The organism is Caldicellulosiruptor acetigenus (assembly GCF_026914305.1).
Taxonomy (GTDB): domain Bacteria; phylum Bacillota; class Thermoanaerobacteria; order Caldicellulosiruptorales; family Caldicellulosiruptoraceae; genus Caldicellulosiruptor; species Caldicellulosiruptor acetigenus.
On sequence record NZ_CP113866.1, the window covers coordinates 488,472 to 506,456 of the forward strand.

17 protein-coding genes and 1 pseudogene are annotated in these 17,985 nt (G+C 37.3%); 15 read left to right on the forward strand and 3 right to left on the reverse strand.

The genetic code is table 11. The features are described from left to right. The 9 genes and pseudogenes from OTK01_RS02240 to OTK01_RS02280 all read left to right on the forward strand — a co-directional run bounded on the left by OTK01_RS02240 (position 1) and on the right by OTK01_RS02280 (position 9,428). Entirely contained in the window at positions 1 to 1,179 is a 1,179-nt protein-coding gene (locus OTK01_RS02240; protein ID WP_013433488.1) for an ABC transporter permease, read from the forward strand. A 20-nt stretch (positions 1,180 to 1,199) separates the two neighbouring features. Then, on the forward strand, positions 1,200 to 4,424 hold the full coding sequence (locus tag OTK01_RS02245) for an S-layer homology domain-containing protein (protein ID WP_029228301.1): 3,225 nt from the start codon (positions 1,200 to 1,202) through the stop codon (positions 4,422 to 4,424). A 212-nt stretch (positions 4,425 to 4,636) separates the two neighbouring features. Continuing rightward, entirely contained in the window at positions 4,637 to 5,179 is a 543-nt protein-coding gene (locus tag OTK01_RS02250) for an HD domain-containing protein (RefSeq protein ID WP_232841676.1), read from the forward strand. Beyond that, positions 5,164 to 5,553 (forward strand): hypothetical protein, encoded by a 390-nt coding sequence (locus OTK01_RS02255; RefSeq protein WP_029228303.1) that lies wholly within the window; start codon positions 5,164 to 5,166, stop codon positions 5,551 to 5,553. The genes OTK01_RS02250 and OTK01_RS02255 overlap by 16 nt, the downstream gene beginning before the upstream one ends. Positions 5,554 to 5,619: 66 nt before the next feature. Then, positions 5,620 to 5,934 carry a hypothetical protein gene (locus OTK01_RS02260; RefSeq protein WP_232841677.1) on the forward strand — a complete coding sequence of 105 codons (315 nt, stop codon included), beginning with the start codon at positions 5,620 to 5,622 and terminating at the stop codon, positions 5,932 to 5,934. A 107-nt stretch (positions 5,935 to 6,041) separates the two neighbouring features. Further along, a complete protein-coding gene (locus OTK01_RS02265; protein ID WP_232841678.1) occupies positions 6,042 to 6,194 on the forward strand; it encodes a hypothetical protein in 153 nt (50 codons plus the stop codon). Between the two features lie 105 nt (positions 6,195 to 6,299). Next, a pseudogene (locus OTK01_RS02270) lies at positions 6,300 to 6,482 on the forward strand (TetR/AcrR family transcriptional regulator); the annotation flags it as partial. 16 nt (positions 6,483 to 6,498) lie between these two features. Continuing rightward, positions 6,499 to 7,197 (forward strand): ABC transporter ATP-binding protein, encoded by a 699-nt coding sequence (locus OTK01_RS02275; protein ID WP_029228305.1) that lies wholly within the window; start codon positions 6,499 to 6,501, stop codon positions 7,195 to 7,197. Continuing rightward, positions 7,197 to 9,428 carry an ABC transporter permease gene (locus tag OTK01_RS02280; RefSeq protein ID WP_029228306.1) on the forward strand — a complete coding sequence of 744 codons (2,232 nt, stop codon included), beginning with the start codon at positions 7,197 to 7,199 and terminating at the stop codon, positions 9,426 to 9,428. The genes OTK01_RS02275 and OTK01_RS02280 overlap by 1 nt, the downstream gene beginning before the upstream one ends. Before the next feature lie 71 nt (positions 9,429 to 9,499). On the opposite strand, the gene OTK01_RS02285 is transcribed toward OTK01_RS02280, so the two are convergent. Beyond that, the gene (locus OTK01_RS02285) at positions 9,500 to 10,075 is read right to left on the reverse strand and encodes a Uma2 family endonuclease (protein WP_029228307.1); all 576 of its coding nucleotides are present in this window, start codon (positions 10,073 to 10,075) and stop codon (positions 9,500 to 9,502) included. 392 nt (positions 10,076 to 10,467) lie between these two features. Between OTK01_RS02285 and OTK01_RS02290 the strand changes: the two genes are divergently transcribed. Then, a complete protein-coding gene (locus tag OTK01_RS02290; RefSeq protein ID WP_029228308.1) occupies positions 10,468 to 11,445 on the forward strand; it encodes an Rpn family recombination-promoting nuclease/putative transposase in 978 nt (325 codons plus the stop codon). A 64-nt stretch (positions 11,446 to 11,509) separates the two neighbouring features. Here the strand turns inward: OTK01_RS02290 and OTK01_RS02295 are convergent, their stop codons facing one another. Together OTK01_RS02295 and OTK01_RS02300 are read right to left on the reverse strand one after the other, a co-directional pair. Then, positions 11,510 to 12,274 (reverse strand): tRNA (adenine-N1)-methyltransferase, encoded by a 765-nt coding sequence (locus OTK01_RS02295; RefSeq protein ID WP_029228309.1) that lies wholly within the window; start codon positions 12,272 to 12,274, stop codon positions 11,510 to 11,512. A gap of 73 nt (positions 12,275 to 12,347) precedes the next feature. After that, positions 12,348 to 12,719: a CBS domain-containing protein gene (locus OTK01_RS02300; protein ID WP_014041827.1), complete on the reverse strand. Its 372-nt coding sequence runs from the start codon at positions 12,717 to 12,719 to the stop codon at positions 12,348 to 12,350. 185 nt (positions 12,720 to 12,904) lie between these two features. On the opposite strand from OTK01_RS02300, the gene OTK01_RS02305 reads away from it, so the two are divergent. The 5 genes from OTK01_RS02305 (at position 12,905) to OTK01_RS02325 (ending at position 17,940) form a co-directional block, all read left to right on the forward strand. Then, positions 12,905 to 13,705, forward strand: coding sequence for an Mrp/NBP35 family ATP-binding protein (locus tag OTK01_RS02305; protein ID WP_029228310.1), 801 nt, complete (start codon positions 12,905 to 12,907; stop codon positions 13,703 to 13,705). A gap of 192 nt (positions 13,706 to 13,897) precedes the next feature. Continuing rightward, complete coding sequence (locus OTK01_RS02310; protein WP_029228311.1) at positions 13,898 to 14,143, forward strand: hypothetical protein; 246 nt, start codon at positions 13,898 to 13,900, stop codon at positions 14,141 to 14,143. 185 nt (positions 14,144 to 14,328) lie between these two features. After that, positions 14,329 to 14,730, forward strand: coding sequence for a NifB/NifX family molybdenum-iron cluster-binding protein (locus OTK01_RS02315; RefSeq protein ID WP_029228312.1), 402 nt, complete (start codon positions 14,329 to 14,331; stop codon positions 14,728 to 14,730). 173 nt (positions 14,731 to 14,903) lie between these two features. Further along, positions 14,904 to 15,326, forward strand: coding sequence for a DUF134 domain-containing protein (locus OTK01_RS02320; RefSeq protein WP_029228313.1), 423 nt, complete (start codon positions 14,904 to 14,906; stop codon positions 15,324 to 15,326). Positions 15,327 to 15,480: 154 nt separating this feature from the next. Then, entirely contained in the window at positions 15,481 to 17,940 is a 2,460-nt protein-coding gene (locus tag OTK01_RS02325) for a heavy metal translocating P-type ATPase (RefSeq protein ID WP_029228314.1), read from the forward strand. Positions 17,941 to 17,985: the final 45 nt, after the last annotated feature.

Sequence of the window (17,985 nt, forward strand, 5' to 3'; positions counted from 1 at the left end):
GTGGCTCAGTTTGCTTTGGCTTTTAAAATGGCAATAAAGAGTATCCTTTCAAATAAGCTAAGGTCTTTTCTTACAATGCTTGGTGTTATCATTGGTATCTGGGCAGTGATTGCGGTTGTTGGGCTTGCCCAGGGAAGCACCAAAAGCATAACAGACAGGCTTCAAAGGCTTGGAACAAATCTCATTCAAATAAACATCACAGGAAGAAACAGTAACAGAAACGTCACATATGAGGAGCTTCAGCAGTTTGCCGAGCAGCACCAAGACGACATTGAGGCAATCGCACCAACTGTATCAAGTTCTGTCACGCTCAAGTATGGGACAAACACCCACGATACAACTCTGATTGGAACAACAGCAGACTATAGCCTTGTGAGAGATGTCAACGTCAGCAGCGGAAGATTTATTTTGCCCATTGATGTGGACTACCGTCAAAAGGTTGCGCTTGTTGGGACGTACATCGTAAAGGATTTATTTAACGGGCAAAACCCAATAGGGAAAAAGATAAAGATAAACGGGCAGATATTCACGGTTGTTGGTGTTTTAGAAGAGCGTGCGAATTCGCAAGAGCAGTCAGACGATGACCAGGTGATAGTCCCTGTAACAGTTGCACAAAGGCTCACACGAAATGCAATAATCCGAAACTTTGCGATAAAAATCACAGATGGCAACAGAAGTGAAGCTGTGATGAACTATCTGAACGACTTCCTCATGAAGATTTACAATGATTCTACAGCTTTTAGAGTTTTCAACACAGCCCAGCTGCTTGACACCTTAAACAGTGTAACCCAGACGCTCACGCTAATGCTTGCCGGGATTGCTGCAATTTCGCTGATCGTTGGTGGAATTGGCATCATGAACATCATGCTTGTGTCTGTGACAGAGAGGACAAGAGAGATTGGAATCAGAAAAGCAATCGGCGCAAAGAGAAGAAATATACTTGTTCAGTTTCTGATAGAGGCATCTGTTGTGACAGGACTTGGTGGAGTGGTAGGTATAATTCTGGGATTTGTGACAATAAGAGTAATGTCAAAACTTAATATTGCAACAGCCATATTCTCAATACCATGGGCCATTCTTGCATTTACAATTTCGCTTGCTATAGGGATAGTCTTTGGACTATTCCCGGCATCAAAGGCATCGCGCCTCAACCCAATAGAAGCGCTAAGATACGAATAAGCTTGGAGGGGATATGAAAGATGAGAAAAAGGTTTTTGGCAGTCATTTTGACGTTGTGCTTTGTGCTTGCAAATCTTGGTTTGTCTTCTGCTTTTGCTGCATACAAGGACATTCCAGCAAATGCAAGTTACAGGCAGGCAGTGGAAAAACTAAATAAGCTTGGAATTCTTGTTTACAAAGATTATTTCAAGCCAAACGCTGCGGTCTTACGCGGTGAGTTTGCAGCTGCGATTGTCAAGATTTCAAACGCAGAGGATGAGGCAAACCTTCAAAAAGGATATTCACAGTATCCTGATATAAAGCCCAACACCACACTTTGCGGATATGTCAACTGGGCAGTAAAGAAAAAGTATATGACACCAATGGCAGACAATAAGTTCCATCCAAACGACCCGCTTACCTTTGCCCAGGCAACAACTGCTATTGTAAGGATGCTTGGGTACTCTGACTCAGATCTTTCTGGCATCTGGCCACAAAACTACATCGACAAGGCGTCTGAGCTTGGACTTATAAAAGGAATAAACCTTTCTGCATCGCAAAAAGTTCCGCGCTGGGCTCTTGCCTTGATGCTATCAAGGCTTCTTGATACTTATGTCAAAAGCGGTGGAAATCAAGCTTCATCTGCTCAGTCAGCTTTAAGTGGAGTATCAGCTTCATCCCAAAACAGCGGCATAAAATTTTCTGAGTATGTTGGGCTTTACAAATCGTATGTGGTGCTTGATACCGGCAAAACTTCTTCAAAGCTTCTTTCAAATGAGGTTTTGACAGACAGCGGAGTGCTTGTGAACACAACAAAAACGCAACTTGAAGTTGGGAAAAAGTACATGCTTCAGGTCGATAGCAACAAAATCACGAAAGTGTTTGGCACTGAAGCTGACTCTTTCCAGATTGTCAGTACAAAGGTAAGCAGCAAGACTGTATATTACAAGGAAAGCGGAAAGACAAAATCAATCACTTTGCCATCTTCAGCAACATACTATTACAATGGGACAAAGCAAAGCTATGATGCAATAGAAAATGTGCTAAAACCGAACCAGAAAATAAGCTTTATCTATTCTGAAGATAGGAGCAAAGTGGACTATGTTGTAATTAAAGAAATATATGCACAAGAGGTTTATGGAAACTACGATGAGGTGCTGATTTTGGCAACTCCTAAAACATCATCGTCTTTGGAGGCAAACCAGGTTCAGACAGACAAGGGAATATACTTTGTTGCATCTTCAATAAAACCTGAAAACCTTGAAATTGGCACAAAGTATGGAGTGTATATAAAAGATGATACAATCACTGCAGCTTTGCAAAAAGTGTGGGTATCCGACAAGTTTACTATCAAAAATATAGATGATTACACACTTGATGTTCAACAAAACGGCAAGACACAGAAGATTCAGCTATCAAGCAAGCCTTTATATTACTATCAGGGGACAAAACAGAGCTATGAAAATCTACCAAACATTTTAAAAGAAGACCAGATACTCTATGTATCAAAAGACCCTGACACAGGCAAGGTTATGGCATACGTTATTCAGGACCCATACGGCACCCAGTATGGAAGCTATATTGAGGCAATAATCTTGCAGGATGCACTTTTAAATTCAAGCCTTGAGAACAACCAGGTTATGACTGACAAGGGCATCCTTTACCTTCCATCTGCTGACACAAAGCTTGAACTTGGCGCAAAGTACGGGCTTTATGTGAAAAACGATAAGATAACCCTTGTTGTGAAGAAGTTAAATAACACTGCGCAGTATGAAGTGACAGATGTCGTCAGCGACACCAATGTCAAGCTAAAAGGTGCGCAGGGGCAGGAGAACATCATTCTACCTCAAAAGCCAACTTACTATTACAATGGTGCAAAAACAAACTACCTTGAGCTTAAAAATGTGCTAAAAGTGGGTCAGAAAATCTACTTTGGCTATACAAAGGACGGCAAGACATACGAATATGTTGTAATTCAGGACCCATACTCTCTTGAGTATGGCACATACACAGAGGTCATAGTGATGGCAGATGCAGTTTCATCAAGCAAACTTGCAACAAATGAGGTTCTGACAGACAAGGGCATATATGTTGTAAGCAGCAGTGCAGGAAAGCTGACAGTTGGATCAAAGTATGGTGTGTACATCAAAAATGATACAATCACCAAGGTTGTGAAAAAGCTCAACAACGTGGAGTCAGCAGAGATCACTGCGGTTGTGAGTGCTACATCCGTGAAACTCAAAAAAGGTAGCACTGAAAATGCAATGCTTCTTCCTCAAAAACCCACGTATTATTACAATGGGAATAAGCTTAGCTATGATCAATTAAAGAGCATTCTCAAAACAGGTCAGAAGATCTATTTTGGCTACAACCAGACAGGAAGTTCTTATGAGTACGCGATCATCCAGGACCCATACTATGATGAGTATGGAACATACATGGAAGTCATTGTAATGGGTACAAGCAAAGTCTCAAAAGGTCTTGCAGACAATGAGGTGCTGACAGACAAAGGCATTTTGACCCTGCCGTCAAACCAGAACGTAAACCTGGAGCTTGGCGCAAAATACGGACTTTATGTTGATACAAACAACCAGATAACTCTTGTTTACAAAAAGTTCAATTCAACAGATGGCATGACAGTTGTATATGCTCTTGGAAGCAAAGTAACAGTTGACAAGGGTGGAACACAGGTTGAAATGACCTTGCCACAGAACATAACCTACTACTACAGCGGCACAAAGATTGACTACTCAACAGCCCTCCAGAAGATGCAAAGGGCAACATCGCTTGTGTTTGGGATATCAACACAGAAGAGCGGGTATGACTACTGTGTAATATTTGACCCGGTATACAGCAAACCGTACCTTGCAAACGAGCAGACATATCTGACCTTAAAAGCAGGTGATTTGGATATAAGCGGCAGCAATAAGGTTATAAAAGACGGGGATGTTGTGGATTACAGCTATATTCAGAAGAACGATGTTGTCTACGCTGTGACAGACATCTGGGGCGGCAACAAGTTTATACTTGTTGTAGATGACAGGGTTGAGGGTTATATCAAGAGCTACCAGCCAACAAGGTTCACACCAAAGTCTATTGTTGTGAGCGTATACGACCAGGCAACAGGAAAGCTTGTAGACAAGACATATGAGGTGAGTGAAGACTTTGACCCGTCTGTGCTTCTTGCAGATACATTCAAAGTTGGTCAGAGAGTGTACCTCATCTTAGGTTATGACGGCAAAGTTGTTAGCATGGTAAACCCATAAAGAATGTGTCTTTTAATTGGCTGCTTATGCTATGCTAAGGGGACTGTCCTCGATTTTTGGGCACAGTCCCTTGTTTTTATTCAATATAAAAAATTTGATTTGTGGTATAATTAAATTTGAAAAATAACAGGGCATTTAAAAAACATCTTAATGATTTACAATAAACAAACTTTGAGGTATAATAATTCCAAAAAGTATAAAAGATTTAAGCGATGAGAATAAGAGATCCAGTATTGGGCTTTATTGAACTGAACGAAAATGAAAGAAAAGTCATAGATTTATATGAATTTCAAAGACTGCGTTACATAAAACAACTTGCGTTGAGCTGCTATGTCTATCCAGGGGCAGTTCACACAAGATTTGAACACTCCTTGGGCGTCATGGAATTAGCAACTCGAATTTTTGATAAATTGTGCAAGGAGCATAAAGAACTAATTAGCAAGAATTTTGAAGAGATAGGGCTAAATATTAATGAAGCAAGACAAATTTTGAGGCTTTCAGCCCTACTTCACGACATAGGACATCTTCCGTTCTCACATGCTGGGGAAGAGGTTTTGCCACAAGGGAAGAAACATGAAGATGTCACGGTTAGCATCATTCTTAGCTTAAGAGATGTATTAGACAGGATTTTTTTCAATGGTATTACCGAAAGGATTATAAATGTGATTAGTAAAAAAGAGACTATTAAAAATTTAATGATACTGAAGAAAATAATTAGGGTGCTATTGATGCAGACAGGATGGATTATCTGTTAAGAGATTCGCTATACTGTGGAGTTGAATACGGAAGATACAATTATCAGAGATTGATAGAGTGTTTGGGTTTAAAAGAGTCATATGAAACTTCAGACTTTTGCGATTCTCTTCAGAAGAAAAATATAAAAGTACTTTACGAAAGGCTTCAAACAAGTTTTCCTCAATATGATTTTGTATTACTTGAAACTAAGCAAAGAATCCATAATTTTATTACAAGGGAAGCCACAGATGAAGAGGAAGCAGGAGAGGGATTCTATGTGATTAGAAATAATAAACCCTATTTGCTTTCTGATGAGTCACACGTAATTAAAAATATGCCAAAAAAATTTTCCAAATATAAGAATATATGTCAGCCACAAAGAAAAAAAGTTTGAAAAGCTAAGAGAAGAAGAAATTAAAGATTTGAAGATGGCAATTGAAAAAATAGGGAGGTCAATTTGATGATGGAGAAAGTAAAATTGTATCTATGTGATAGTGCAGAGGATGCTTTAGTGGCATATACAATAAAAAAATGGACCGAAGCTTCACAAATTCCTTTGGGAAGAACTATTATTCAAAAAATATGTTATTTTTTGAAGAGCGTAGGAGTACCATTCAACTTTACTTATGAACTTTACAATTATGGTCCTTTTTCCTTTGAACTGTATGATAAGATGGATGAATTAATTGCCGATGAAGTAATTATAGATGAGTGTCTTAAAGATAAAAAAAAGAAAAATCGAGCTATAAACTGGCAAAAAATGGCGACTATTTAATTGCGAAATACGAAAATGAAGTTAATAAATATAAAGATACAATCGATAAAATAATTGAAGTATTCAAAAATTTTACCCATACTGATTTGGAGCTTGCTTCAACCATTTTGTATTACATTAGATCTTACGAAAATTATTTTTCAAAAAAACCTTCTGTTGAAGAGGTTATAAAAGGAGTAAAGGAGATAAAGAAAAATAAATTTTCAGAGGATGCAATTCGAGAAAAATATGATTATATCGTGAAAAAGCTAATAGATTAAAGAAGCAAATCAAATGGAAAAATCCTTGATGGCTACTCTACCATCAAGGATTTTATTTTTGACATTCTGTGACCTGTGAGTCATAATAATCTTGAGGTGATGTCAATGCCAAAGGCTACATTTTTAAATCTGCCAGAAGAGAAAAAGAATCTTATCACAGAGATACTGATTAAACATTTTGCAACAAAACCCTACCATCTTGTGGATATATCGGATGTTGCAAAGGAGTGCAGAGTAGCTAAGGGGAGCATGTATCAGTATTTTGAAAACAAAAAGGATATGTATTTTAAGGAGATGGTATTCTGTGTTTGTCAAGGTTGAAAATCTCTCTAAAATCTACAGGATTGGGAAAAACGAGATAAGAGCCCTAAATGATGTGAGCTTTGAGCTTGAAAGAGGAAAAATCTACACAGTGATTGGACCGTCTGGCTCTGGCAAAACAACCCTTTTTAACATCCTTGGCGGGCTTGACAGGGCAGATGAAGGAAGAGTCTTTGTTGATGGGAAAGAAATTACTGCAATGGACATGAAAAAGTTATCTGAGTACAGGAAAGACTATGTTGGATTTGTCTTTCAGTTTTTCAACCTCATAAACGGTCTTACCGTGTATGAAAATGTTCTGTCCAGTGCGATTCTAAGCAAAAATCCTTTGGATGTTGACATGGTGCTCAAAATGATGGATGTATATTCAGAAAAAGATAAATTCCCGTTTGAACTGTCCGGCGGTCAGCAACAGAGGGTTGCAATTGCAAGAGCGGTTGTCAAAAACCCTGCGATGATTTTATGCGATGAACCAACTGGAGCTCTAGATTATGAAAGTAGCAAGCTTGTTTTGAAGCTTTTAGAAGATATAAACAAAAGGTTTGGTACAACCATCTTGATAATAACACACAACCTTGCCATCTCTAAAATGGCAGATGCAACATTAAAACTAAGATCAGGAAAGCTTATTGAATTTTTGCCCAATCCTCAGAAAATCTCTGCTGAGGAGGTAACGTGGTAATGGTAATTAAAAAAATTCCACTGAGAGTAATCAAAAGAGAACTTCTTCAGTTTATTTCTATTATCCTTTTGACTGCAATGGCAAGCATGATATACACATTATTTTCTGTCTCAATGGAAGATGTTGATAGCAATTACAAACAGTTTATAAAAGACTATGTTCAAGAAGATGGATATTTTATAACCTCACAGCCTGTAGATACTAAGCTGGTTGAAAAAGAGTTTGGAATTGAATTGGAAGAGAGGCTTTTTTATGACAGCCAAGAAGATGAGATTACTTTTCGAGTGTTTTCATTGCCAGAGAAAATCAATCTGCCTTATACTCAGCCTCAAAAAGATTTAAAAAATGGCGAAATTTTTATAGATCCAAGCTTTTTAAAGGCACACAATTTAAAAATTGGAGAAAACATAAAAATTGCAGGTAAAAACTTCAAAATTGCTGGCAAGGCATACCTCCCTGACTATATCTACCTTATTAAAAACGACCAAGATTTTTTGCCAGACCCACAAAGGTTTGCAGTTGTGATTATGACAAAAGAGGATATGAAAAATACTTTTCCCTCTTTGCCAGTACACTATTATAGCTACAAAGGAAACGTTAAAAAACTTGAAAATTTTAAAAGCTATGTAAACTCTCACTGGTTTTTGCTAAAATTTATGACCAAAAATGAAAATCCGAGGATAATTTATACTGAGATGAAGCTTGAAAATGCAAAGAGAATGACAATGCCGCTGAGCTTATTTATAGTATTAGTGTCATCGTTTATCCTCTTCATAGTCATGAGAAGAGTTATAAACTCAATGCATGCAGAGATTGGTACGCTATATTCCATGGGTTATACACAAAAAGATGTCTTTGGTGTTTTTATGAGATTTGCACTTTACATCTGGATCCTTGGCTCAATTTTAGGTATTTGTTTTGGCCTTCTAGAAGCATCACCTTTTGCAGAGTTTTACAGGTCATATTTTACACTGCCAAAGTTAAAAGCAATCTTTCCTCTAAAGCATATTTTTGTGGCACTGTTTTTGCCTGCAGTATTCATATTTTTGTCTTGTTATCTTGCATTGAGAAGCTTTTTAAAACTCACAATTGTTCAGATGCTGCATGGCACAGACGAGATAAAGTTTGGCAAGCTTCCAAATATAAAGTTATTTGATAAATTTGATTTCAAGACAAGAATAATGCTCAAATACGGAACAAGACATTTTGCAAGGGAATTAATATTATTAATTGGTATAATTTTTTCAACCATACTGATGATGTATGGACTTGTTGCAAAGGATTCGATTGTGTCTGCAATAGAAAAGACATACCAGAAGAATTTCAAGTATGAATATCTTTATATTTTAAACTCTACCTCAAATCACCCTGAAATAAATCTCCCAGCCGATGCAGAGAAGTTTAACATGATGTCTTTTGATGTAGAAGGGGAAAAGATTAGCATTATAATATATGGCATCAAAAAAGACTCAAGACTTATAAACCTATTTGATGAAAGGGGTAGGAAACTCGATGTCTCAAATAACCTTATTATCACAAGACCGCTTGCAAACAAGCTTGGCTTAAAAGAGGGGGACAGTATTGCTATAAAGAACAAATTCAATGATAAAAGATACACATTAAAAATTCAAAAGATAGCAGCCCTTTCTACAGGAAACAATGGATATTTGGAGATAGAGAGCTTTAACAGCATGTTTGGGTTTGGCAAGGATGATTATATTGGGATTTTTTCAAAAGAAAGCTTAAATCTTGACAAAAACATGGTATTTGAAAGCTTTTCAAAGTCAGAACTTGTGGATAGCTTCAAAAAATCGGCTCAAGACTTATCTAAAAGCATAGGAGTCATAGCATTGTTTTCCGCAATCATAGCACTATTGATTGTCTATGTTCTTTCAAACCTCACTTTGAATGAGAATAAGAAAAATATTGGGATACTCAAGATGCTTGGATTCAAAGAAAATGACATATTCAAAATGATGCTTGGATTTAACAATATCTCATTTATTATAGGATTTATCTTAGGTATTCCACTATCCAAACTTACAATGGATGGTCTCATAGCACAAGCAACAAAGGACATAGATTTTGCAATGTCTCTTGATTTGAGCCTGCAAAGTATTACAAGTACGTTTGTAATCTTGGGGGTTGTATATGTTATTTCACGACTTTTAGTAAAAAGAAAGATGTCAAAACTTATGCCAGTTGAGATTTTAAGAGAGCAGGTAGATTAATTCAAAAAAAGGGACTCTCCGTTTTAAGCAGCAGTTGAGCTTAGGAAAGTCCCCTTCTATTTTTTTTACATTTATTTTACCACGCTAAATATTTCATCAACATCTAAAACAAGGTTATCGAATACTTTTATTGTCATACCTTTTTTGTATTTATTTATTGAGCAATACTTTCCATTGATATTGTTGCTGTAAACTTCAATGCACTCATTCGAAATATCCACTATCCAGTACTCAGGTACTTGAAATTTCTCATACACAGACAGTTTGATTGTTCTGTCGCGGTGTTCTGTCGAATATGATAGTATTTCAACAATCAAGCGGGGAATTCCCTTGTATTTAGGTCCGTGAAAAAGTTTAGGATTGCAGCATGCCATTATATCTGGCTGAAATTCGTAAATTTCATTTTGACTTTCAAAGACAACAGCAATATCACTTGTGAAAACTTCACACATGCCATCAAACCCAAGATGATTAATAAACGCTGTTGCGATTTTGTTCTTTACCCTATCATGGTTTGGGTGAGCAGGAGCCATAGAAAAGATAAAGCCCTTGTCATATTCAATTTTAAATTGGGTTTCCTCTTTTTGAAGTTTCAAAAATTCTTCGTATGTGTAATACTCATATTTATTGGAAAAGCTTACTTCCACCTTATACTCACCTTTGCTTAAAACACAAGACTTTTCTCTTTAATAATTATACCACAAACTTTTCGTTCTTTACCACATTAGAAAATAGGCAATTTGTCAGATTCTCAAAAAGACCATGTATGTCAAAATTTTTAAATATAACAACTTCTCAATATGGTCTTTTCAAAATTTTAATTATGTTGTCACTTTTTGCTGGTAATGTTTTGATTTGCTAAATGATATTACGTAAACTTTCACTGCTGTTAATTGTTAAGTTGCTATGTCAAAAAGCAGGAAAGTGTGGTATAATAAAATTAAAAGCACAAACAAACTTTCCAACGCAGCTTAAGACTATTATCCAGCGTTTAATTTCAATTTATCAATTTATTACTTGCAGATGGGAGTAAATGAAAGTGGAACAAAAACCTCCTCACAACCAATACGATTTGACTTTTAAAAGGATATTTAGTTTCAAAGAAGTATTCTTGAACTTTCTAAAATCAACCATCAAAAGACCATGGGTTGATAAAATAGACCTGCAGAGCCTTGAGTTTGTAGATAGAAGCTTTGTTAAAGATGAGTTTGTTGAAAAAGAGGCAGATGTCATCTATAGGGCAAAGATTGAGGATACTGACATATACTTTTATGTTCTTTTAGAAGCCCAGTCAACAGCAGACAAAACTATGCCAAGAAGACTTTTTGAGTATATGAACCTGATATGGCAAAGGCATATCGAAGAAACAAAAGATGAACTTCTGCCACCAGTTGTACCAATAGTTTTATACAACGGCAGAAGCAATTGGAACGTACCGACGCTTATATTCAAAGGCTGGGATATTTTCAAAGATGACATGTTCAACTATTTTCTTGTTGATGTGAACAATCTTGATGATGAAACACTTAAAAATAGGCTTGACCTTTTGAGTGTAATATTGTATTTGGATAGGTCAAGGAAAACAGCAAAGGAGTTTATAGAGAAATTAAAAGAGGTGACAGAGTACATTAGTTGTTTGCCGACAGAACAGGTGAAGGTATTTGCGATGTGGCTTTTGAGGGTGATAAGACCGCAGATGATGGAAGAGATACAAGGGGAAATAGATGAGCTTCTTGGAAGAATAGAACAAGAGGGGGTGGCTGATGTGGGTGATTTTGTATTTAATGTTCAGCGGCTGATGCAGGAATATTACAAAGAAGCAGAGGAAAAAGGAAAAGAAAAAGGGTATGAGGAAGGAAAGTTTGAAGGAAAACTTGAAGCTACAATCAGAATAGCAAGAAACATGATATTGGCAGGAGCAGAAGACAGCTTTATTTCAAAGGTCACAGGACTTGACATTGAGAAAATAAAAGAATTGAGGCAAAACATGACAGATAAAGAATTTGAACAATTCTGACAAAAAATTAGCCACAGATAGGCTGCACAGGCAAAACTATCTGTGGCTTTTATTTTTGACCGTATCACAAAATCTTCCTTGCAAAAATCATATAAGCGGTGTGCCCTATCATTCTATCATCAGGTCGCAGACGCTCTGGCACAGGCTTGTACTGGCGCATCATTATTTCAACAACTTCGGAGACATAAAATCTGTGTGCTTGCAAGGCTGTGAGGGTCTCTGACACTTGATTTGTTGTTGGAACAAGTATTCCCAAGTGCCCTGCAGGCTTTAGAGCCTCTCTTACAGCGCTAATTGCTTCTTCAGGTTCTCTGATATCTAAAAAGAATGCATCCAAATCCTTCTCTTCAATTCCTTCTACGATTGATTTGTTGTGCATAACCACATTGTCAAACTTTGAAAAATTTTTTATATTCTTCTCAGCCATTTTGTAAAACTCTTCTCTTTGCTCATATGTATACACTTTCCCTTCCGGACCAACAGCCATCGAAAGGTAAAGCGTAAACGCACCAGAGCCTGTTCCGGCCTCACCAACTCTTTTTCCGGGGTGTATGTCAAGTCTCATCAGAATATATGCTCCGTCTTTTGGATAGACTATCTGTGTATGTCTTTTCAAAAAGTGCATAACATAGTCAAACGTGTCACAAGGAAAGACATAATACTCAACATCATTTGCAAAAAAGCTTCCGCCAGGAGAAATTTTTGCAAGTTTGTCTGTTTCAATATATCCTGTTGGAAGATTAACTCTTTTTGGCACTGATATGTCAACAACCTTTTTGAACCCTTCTGGACCTATGATTACTCTCTTTGTATCAAACGACTGCTCCATCCCTTTCCTCCTTTATTGCAATTTGCCAACATATTACTCTTGAATTTGCAATGGCTTCTATGAATATTTAATACTACATCTTTATAAAATAATCAACAATATCCTCAAGTCCAACAAGGCCAACTACCTTACCATTGTCAAGAACAGGAACAGCAGAGATATCATGTTCACGCAAGAGTTTTGCAACATCTTTAATATCATCATTTTTGTCAGCTGTAATAACAGCTTTTGTCATGGCAAGCTCAACAGGGTATGTTTCATAATGTCCTGGCTGGCTCAAAAACCTGTAAATATCTACTTTTACAATGATTCCTTTGAGAAAGTCATTCTCGTCCACAACAACTGCCACGCTCTTTTTTCTTTTTTGCATCTGCTCAAGTGCAAATTTGACTGTGTCAGTCGGCAAAAGCTTTATAAAATCATGGTTAATGATGTTTGAAAGCATCTTTTTCTCCTCCAAAATTGATATTTCCTTTACTGAAAATTTTTATCCTGCTATTAATTATATACCCAAATTAATTTCGAAACACAAAAAATTTACCCATTATAAAAAGAGACAACAATTATTATTGACATATGCCAAAAACGAGAGTAAAATAAAGAGAAAAACGAATAAGGGAGAGAGAAAAATTGCGACAAAATACAATGCACCCAATTCCAAAAAATGAATTTACAGATGTAAAAAAGATATATGCCATTGTCAGCGGCAAGGGCGGAGTAGGAAAAAGCTTGGTTACATCTTTGCTTGCCGTGGGTTTGAGAAGAGAAGGATTTGAAGTTGGAATCCTTGATGCGGACATTACCGGACCATCTATCCCAAAGATGTTTGGTGTAAGTGGTGCTAAGATTGAGTCAGACTCAAAGGCACTATATCCTGTGAGAACTCACAATGATATAAGAATTATGTCAATGAATCTACTTTTGAATAAAGAAGATGCTCCAGTGATTTGGAGAGGACCGCTCATTGCAAAGACAATAGAGCAGTTTTGGACAGAGGTTGGCTGGGGTGTTTTAGATTATCTTTTTATAGACATGCCCCCCGGAACAGGTGATGTTGCACTTACAGTTTTTCAATCTTTGCCAATTGACGGAATCATTATTGTAACATCGCCTCAAGACCTTGTTTCTTTGATAGTCAAAAAAGCTTATAACATGGCAAAACAAATGGATATACCAATTGTAGGTATTGTTGAGAATATGAGTTATGCGATATGTCCTCATTGTGGAAAAGAATTCGATATTTTTGGTAAAAGCAAGCTGGAAAGCGTAGCTGAGCAGTTAGATTTGAGGATTTTAGGACGGATTCCAATAGATCCAGAACTGACTAAACTTTGCGATGAGGGCGAAATTGAAAAGGCGAGGAATTTGTACTTGGATTCCTGTATAGAGGTTTTAAAAAGGGACGTTGTAGAAGGGGAAGAAAATTTTTGACACTTTTATATTATAGAACTGCAACATTTCTGTGACAGAACAATAATTTCTTTTTTGGTAGGTGATTACCCTTGTGAAAAGCAAGGGTAAAAGTTTTTCAAAAAGTTATTGACATATGCCAAAAATAGAGTATAATTATAATTAGCATATGCCAGAAACAAAAAACAAAAATAGCTTTGGAGGTGAAAAATGATGCCTTGGGGTTTTGGACCAGGATTTGCAGGCGGCAGCGCAGGAAGAGGTTTTGGTAGAGGTTTTGCAAGAGGCTTTGGTGGTGGTTTTGGCAGAGGTTTAGGAATTTGCAAATGGGCTCTCTTAGGTAGCACTTCTTACGCACCTTATGTCAAGGATGCTTTGGAGTTTGAAAAACAAGTTTTAGAGCAAAGACTAAAGCTAATTGATAAGCTTCTGAAAGATAATGAACAAAAGCAAGAGTAAAAGAACTTAAAGAAACTTCATAGAAGGGGGCACAGCAGAATATTTTTACATGTTATGTGCCCCCAATTTGTTAAACCAAAATTATCTTTAATAAGATCAAGCCTGCTACTCAAATTTGGTGGATTGTTATGAAGAGTATGCATAAAAATAAAAAAAGAAGAATAAAGAATTTGGAGGGAAAAATTATGAAAATAGCAGTAATGATGGTAGGCAATCAGATAAGTCCCCACTTTGGGGGAAGTGAAAAAGTTTGTATTTATACAATTGAAAATGGCAATGTTGTAGCAAAAGAATATTTTGACATGCCAGAGCACAGAGCAGGACTTTTTGCAAAATTTATAAAAGAAAAAGGTGCAGATGTTGTAATTGCAGGCTCAATAGGTGAGCGGGCAAGATATATATTTGACACTCTTGGAATAAAATATTTCATTGGTGTGCTGGGAGATCCAGACGAAGCAGTTGAAAAGCTATTAAAAGGCCAGCTGAAGTCAAACGAAGCCCTTGCAAATGAGATTCATGAGCGTGAAGAGGGACTCAATCATCATACCCATAGACATTCTCATCAGCACCATCATAATGGAAAGTAAGCCGTATAAATTGCTTCTAAGTAGGTAAGATTATTGAGGCGCAAGTTGCTAAGATTTGTGATATAATATTCTTAAAAGTATATTTAAAACAAAGGTTACCGTTAAAGAACACGGGCAGGGTTAAAATCCTGCCTTTTTGTTCATAATAATTTCAGACAAAGGAGGCATTCACTTTGCCACGACCTATAAGATGCAGAAGAGTTGAGTTTTTGCCAAGGTTTAAATATTTTTCACCACGTGAGGGTTCAAATGATGAGGTTTTGCTGAAGGTTGAAGAGCTTGAGGCAATAAGACTTAAAGACTTAGAAGGGCTCATGCAGGAAGAATGTGCACAAAAGATGCAAGTTTCCCGCCAGACATTTCAGCTCATATTAGAAGAGGCGAGAAAAAAAATTGCCGATGCTCTTATTAACGGCAAAGCTATCAGAATTGAAGGTGGGAACTACGTTTTTGGAAATTGCAAGTATACCTGCTTAAATTGCGGAAAAGTTTTTGAATCAGAAAAGGATGAGTGCCCAGAATGCCACTCTTCTCATGTTGTATGTCACAGAGGAAAAGGAAGAGGACACTGCTTTAGGCACCACGGGGGGTGGTGATAGAGGTAAAGATAGCTGATAGTATTTTTTAGTAGGTGGGTATAATAAAATTGAGAGAAAAATTTATTTTTTAAATAATTCCTACTTGACATATAGGAATAGTAGAGTATAATAAAGTTAGATTAGCAAATGCTAAAAAAAGAGGGTGTTACATGTGGAGAAAAAAACTTTGAGTGTAACAGGTATGACATGTGCTTCGTGTGCAAGGGCAATTGAAAAAAGTGTTAGCAAAGTAGAAGGAGTAAGTAATGTCTCGGTTAACTTTGCGCTTGAGAAGCTCATAGTTGAGTTTGATGAAAGCAAAGCCAGCATTGATAAGATCAAAGAAGCTGTGGAAAGAGCCGGCTATGGTGTTTTGGACGATAGAGAAGAAACTATTAGAGAGGTAAGCATTCCCATCTCAGGCATGACATGTGCTTCATGTGCAAGAGCGATCGAAAAATCAATTTCAAAGCTTAATGGAATAAAAGAGGTAAGTGTTAACCTTGCAAGTGAAAAAGCAAGAGTTGTGTATGATTCGTCTCAGGTAAGGCTGTCTGAAATAAAAAATGCGATAATAAAAGCAGGATATACGCCACTTGAGATTGAAAAGACATCCTATGAAGATTCGCATCAAGAACGAAAGCAAAAGGAGATAAATAGTCTTTTTAGGAGATTTGTCATTGCAAGCATATTCGCAGTTCCACTTTTATTGATTGCTATGGCACATGTGGTGGGAGTTCCGCTGCCAGAGATAATCTCGCCTGAAAAACATCCTTTGAATTTTGCGCTTGTACAAGCGATATTGGAAATTCCAATTGTCATTGCAGGGTATAAGTTCTACACGGTAGGCTTTAGCAGGCTTTTCAAGTTTCACCCCAACATGGACTCATTAATTGCAGTTGGGACAGGAGCTGCTATCTTGTATGGGCTTTTTGCTATATACCAAATTGCAATAGGTAACTACCAGTATGTAAAAGAAATGTATTTTGAGACTGCAGGTGTAATTATAGCCCTTGTGTTACTGGGCAAATACTTAGAAGCAGTTTCCAAAGGCAAAGCCTCAGAAGCCATAAAAAAATTAATGGGACTTGCACCAAAAACTGCAGTGGTTGTTCAAGGTGATAATGAAATAGTCATTCCAATAGAAGAAGTTGAAGTAGGCGATATACTCTTAGTAAAGCCCGGGGAAAAGATTCCCGTTGATGGAGAAGTAATTGAAGGTAGAAGCTTTGTGGATGAATCAATGCTGACAGGTGAAAGTATCCCTGTTGAAAAAACACCTGGAAGCAAGGTTATTGGTGCCACAATAAACAAAAATGGCACGCTAAAGATAAAAGCTACAAAGGTCGGCAAGGATACAGTCATTGCGCAGATTATCAAACTGGTTGAGGATGCTCAAAGTTCAAAGGCACCAATCGCAAGGTTGGCAGATGTAATCTCAGGGTATTTTGTGCCAGTTGTCATTCTCATTGCTGTAATCTCAGCCCTTGCATGGTACTTTGTTGACAATTCATTTATTTTCGCTTTGAGAATATTTATTACCGTCTTGGTGATCGCATGCCCGTGCGCTTTGGGTCTTGCAACACCCACTGCTATTATGGTTGGAACAGGAAAAGGCGCAGAACATGGGATTTTGATAAAAAGCGGTGACGCATTAGAAACCTTGCACAAGATCACAATGGTTGTTTTCGACAAAACGGGAACAATTACCGAAGGTAAGCCAAAAGTAACTGATATAATTCCGGCAAATGGGTGGGAAAGCGAAAGACTTTTGCAAATAGTAGCTTCGGCAGAAAGGCTCTCTGAACATCCTTTAGGTGAAGCAATAGCCTTGGCAGCAAAGGAAAAGAATCTGCAGCTTTTTGAAGCAAGTCAGTTTGAAGCAATTTCAGGGCATGGAATAGAGGCAGTGGTAGATGGACAAAAAGTTCTTGTTGGGAACATAAAACTCATGAAAGATAAAGGCATTGATATACCAATGCTACTTGATGTAGAAAAACTAACAGTTGAGGCAAAGACGCCTATGTTTGTAGCAATAGATGGAAAGTTTGCTGGGATCATAGCAGTATCAGACGTGATAAAGCCAAATAGCAGAAGGGCAATTGAACTTTTGCATAGCATGGGCATTGAGGTAGCAATGATTACAGGGGATAATAGCAAAACAGCAAAAGCAATTGCAAAACAGGTTGGAATAGATAGGGTTTTAGCAGAGGTTTTGCCACAAGACAAGGCAAATGAAGTGAAAAAGCTACAAAGAGAAGGCAAAAAGGTTGCGATGGTTGGCGATGGGATCAACGACGCACCAGCTTTGGCTCAAGCTGATGTGGGTATAGCAATTGGGTCTGGAACAGATGTTGCAATAGAGTCTGCTGATGTAGTTCTTATGAAAAATGATGTATTGGACGTTGTAAATGCAATACTGCTTAGCAAAAAAACAATACAGAACATCAAACAGAATCTATTCTGGGCATTTTTCTACAACACATTGGGCATTCCGATTGCAGCAGGAGTTTTACACATATTTGGTGGCCCGCTTTTGAATCCGATAATAGCAGCCTTAGCTATGGCGTTTTCTTCCGTCTCGGTTGTTTCAAATGCTCTGAGGTTAAAAAGATTCACGCCTGTAAATTAAAATTAATATAAATTAAAAAATTTGAAAGAAAGGATGGGTTTTGAA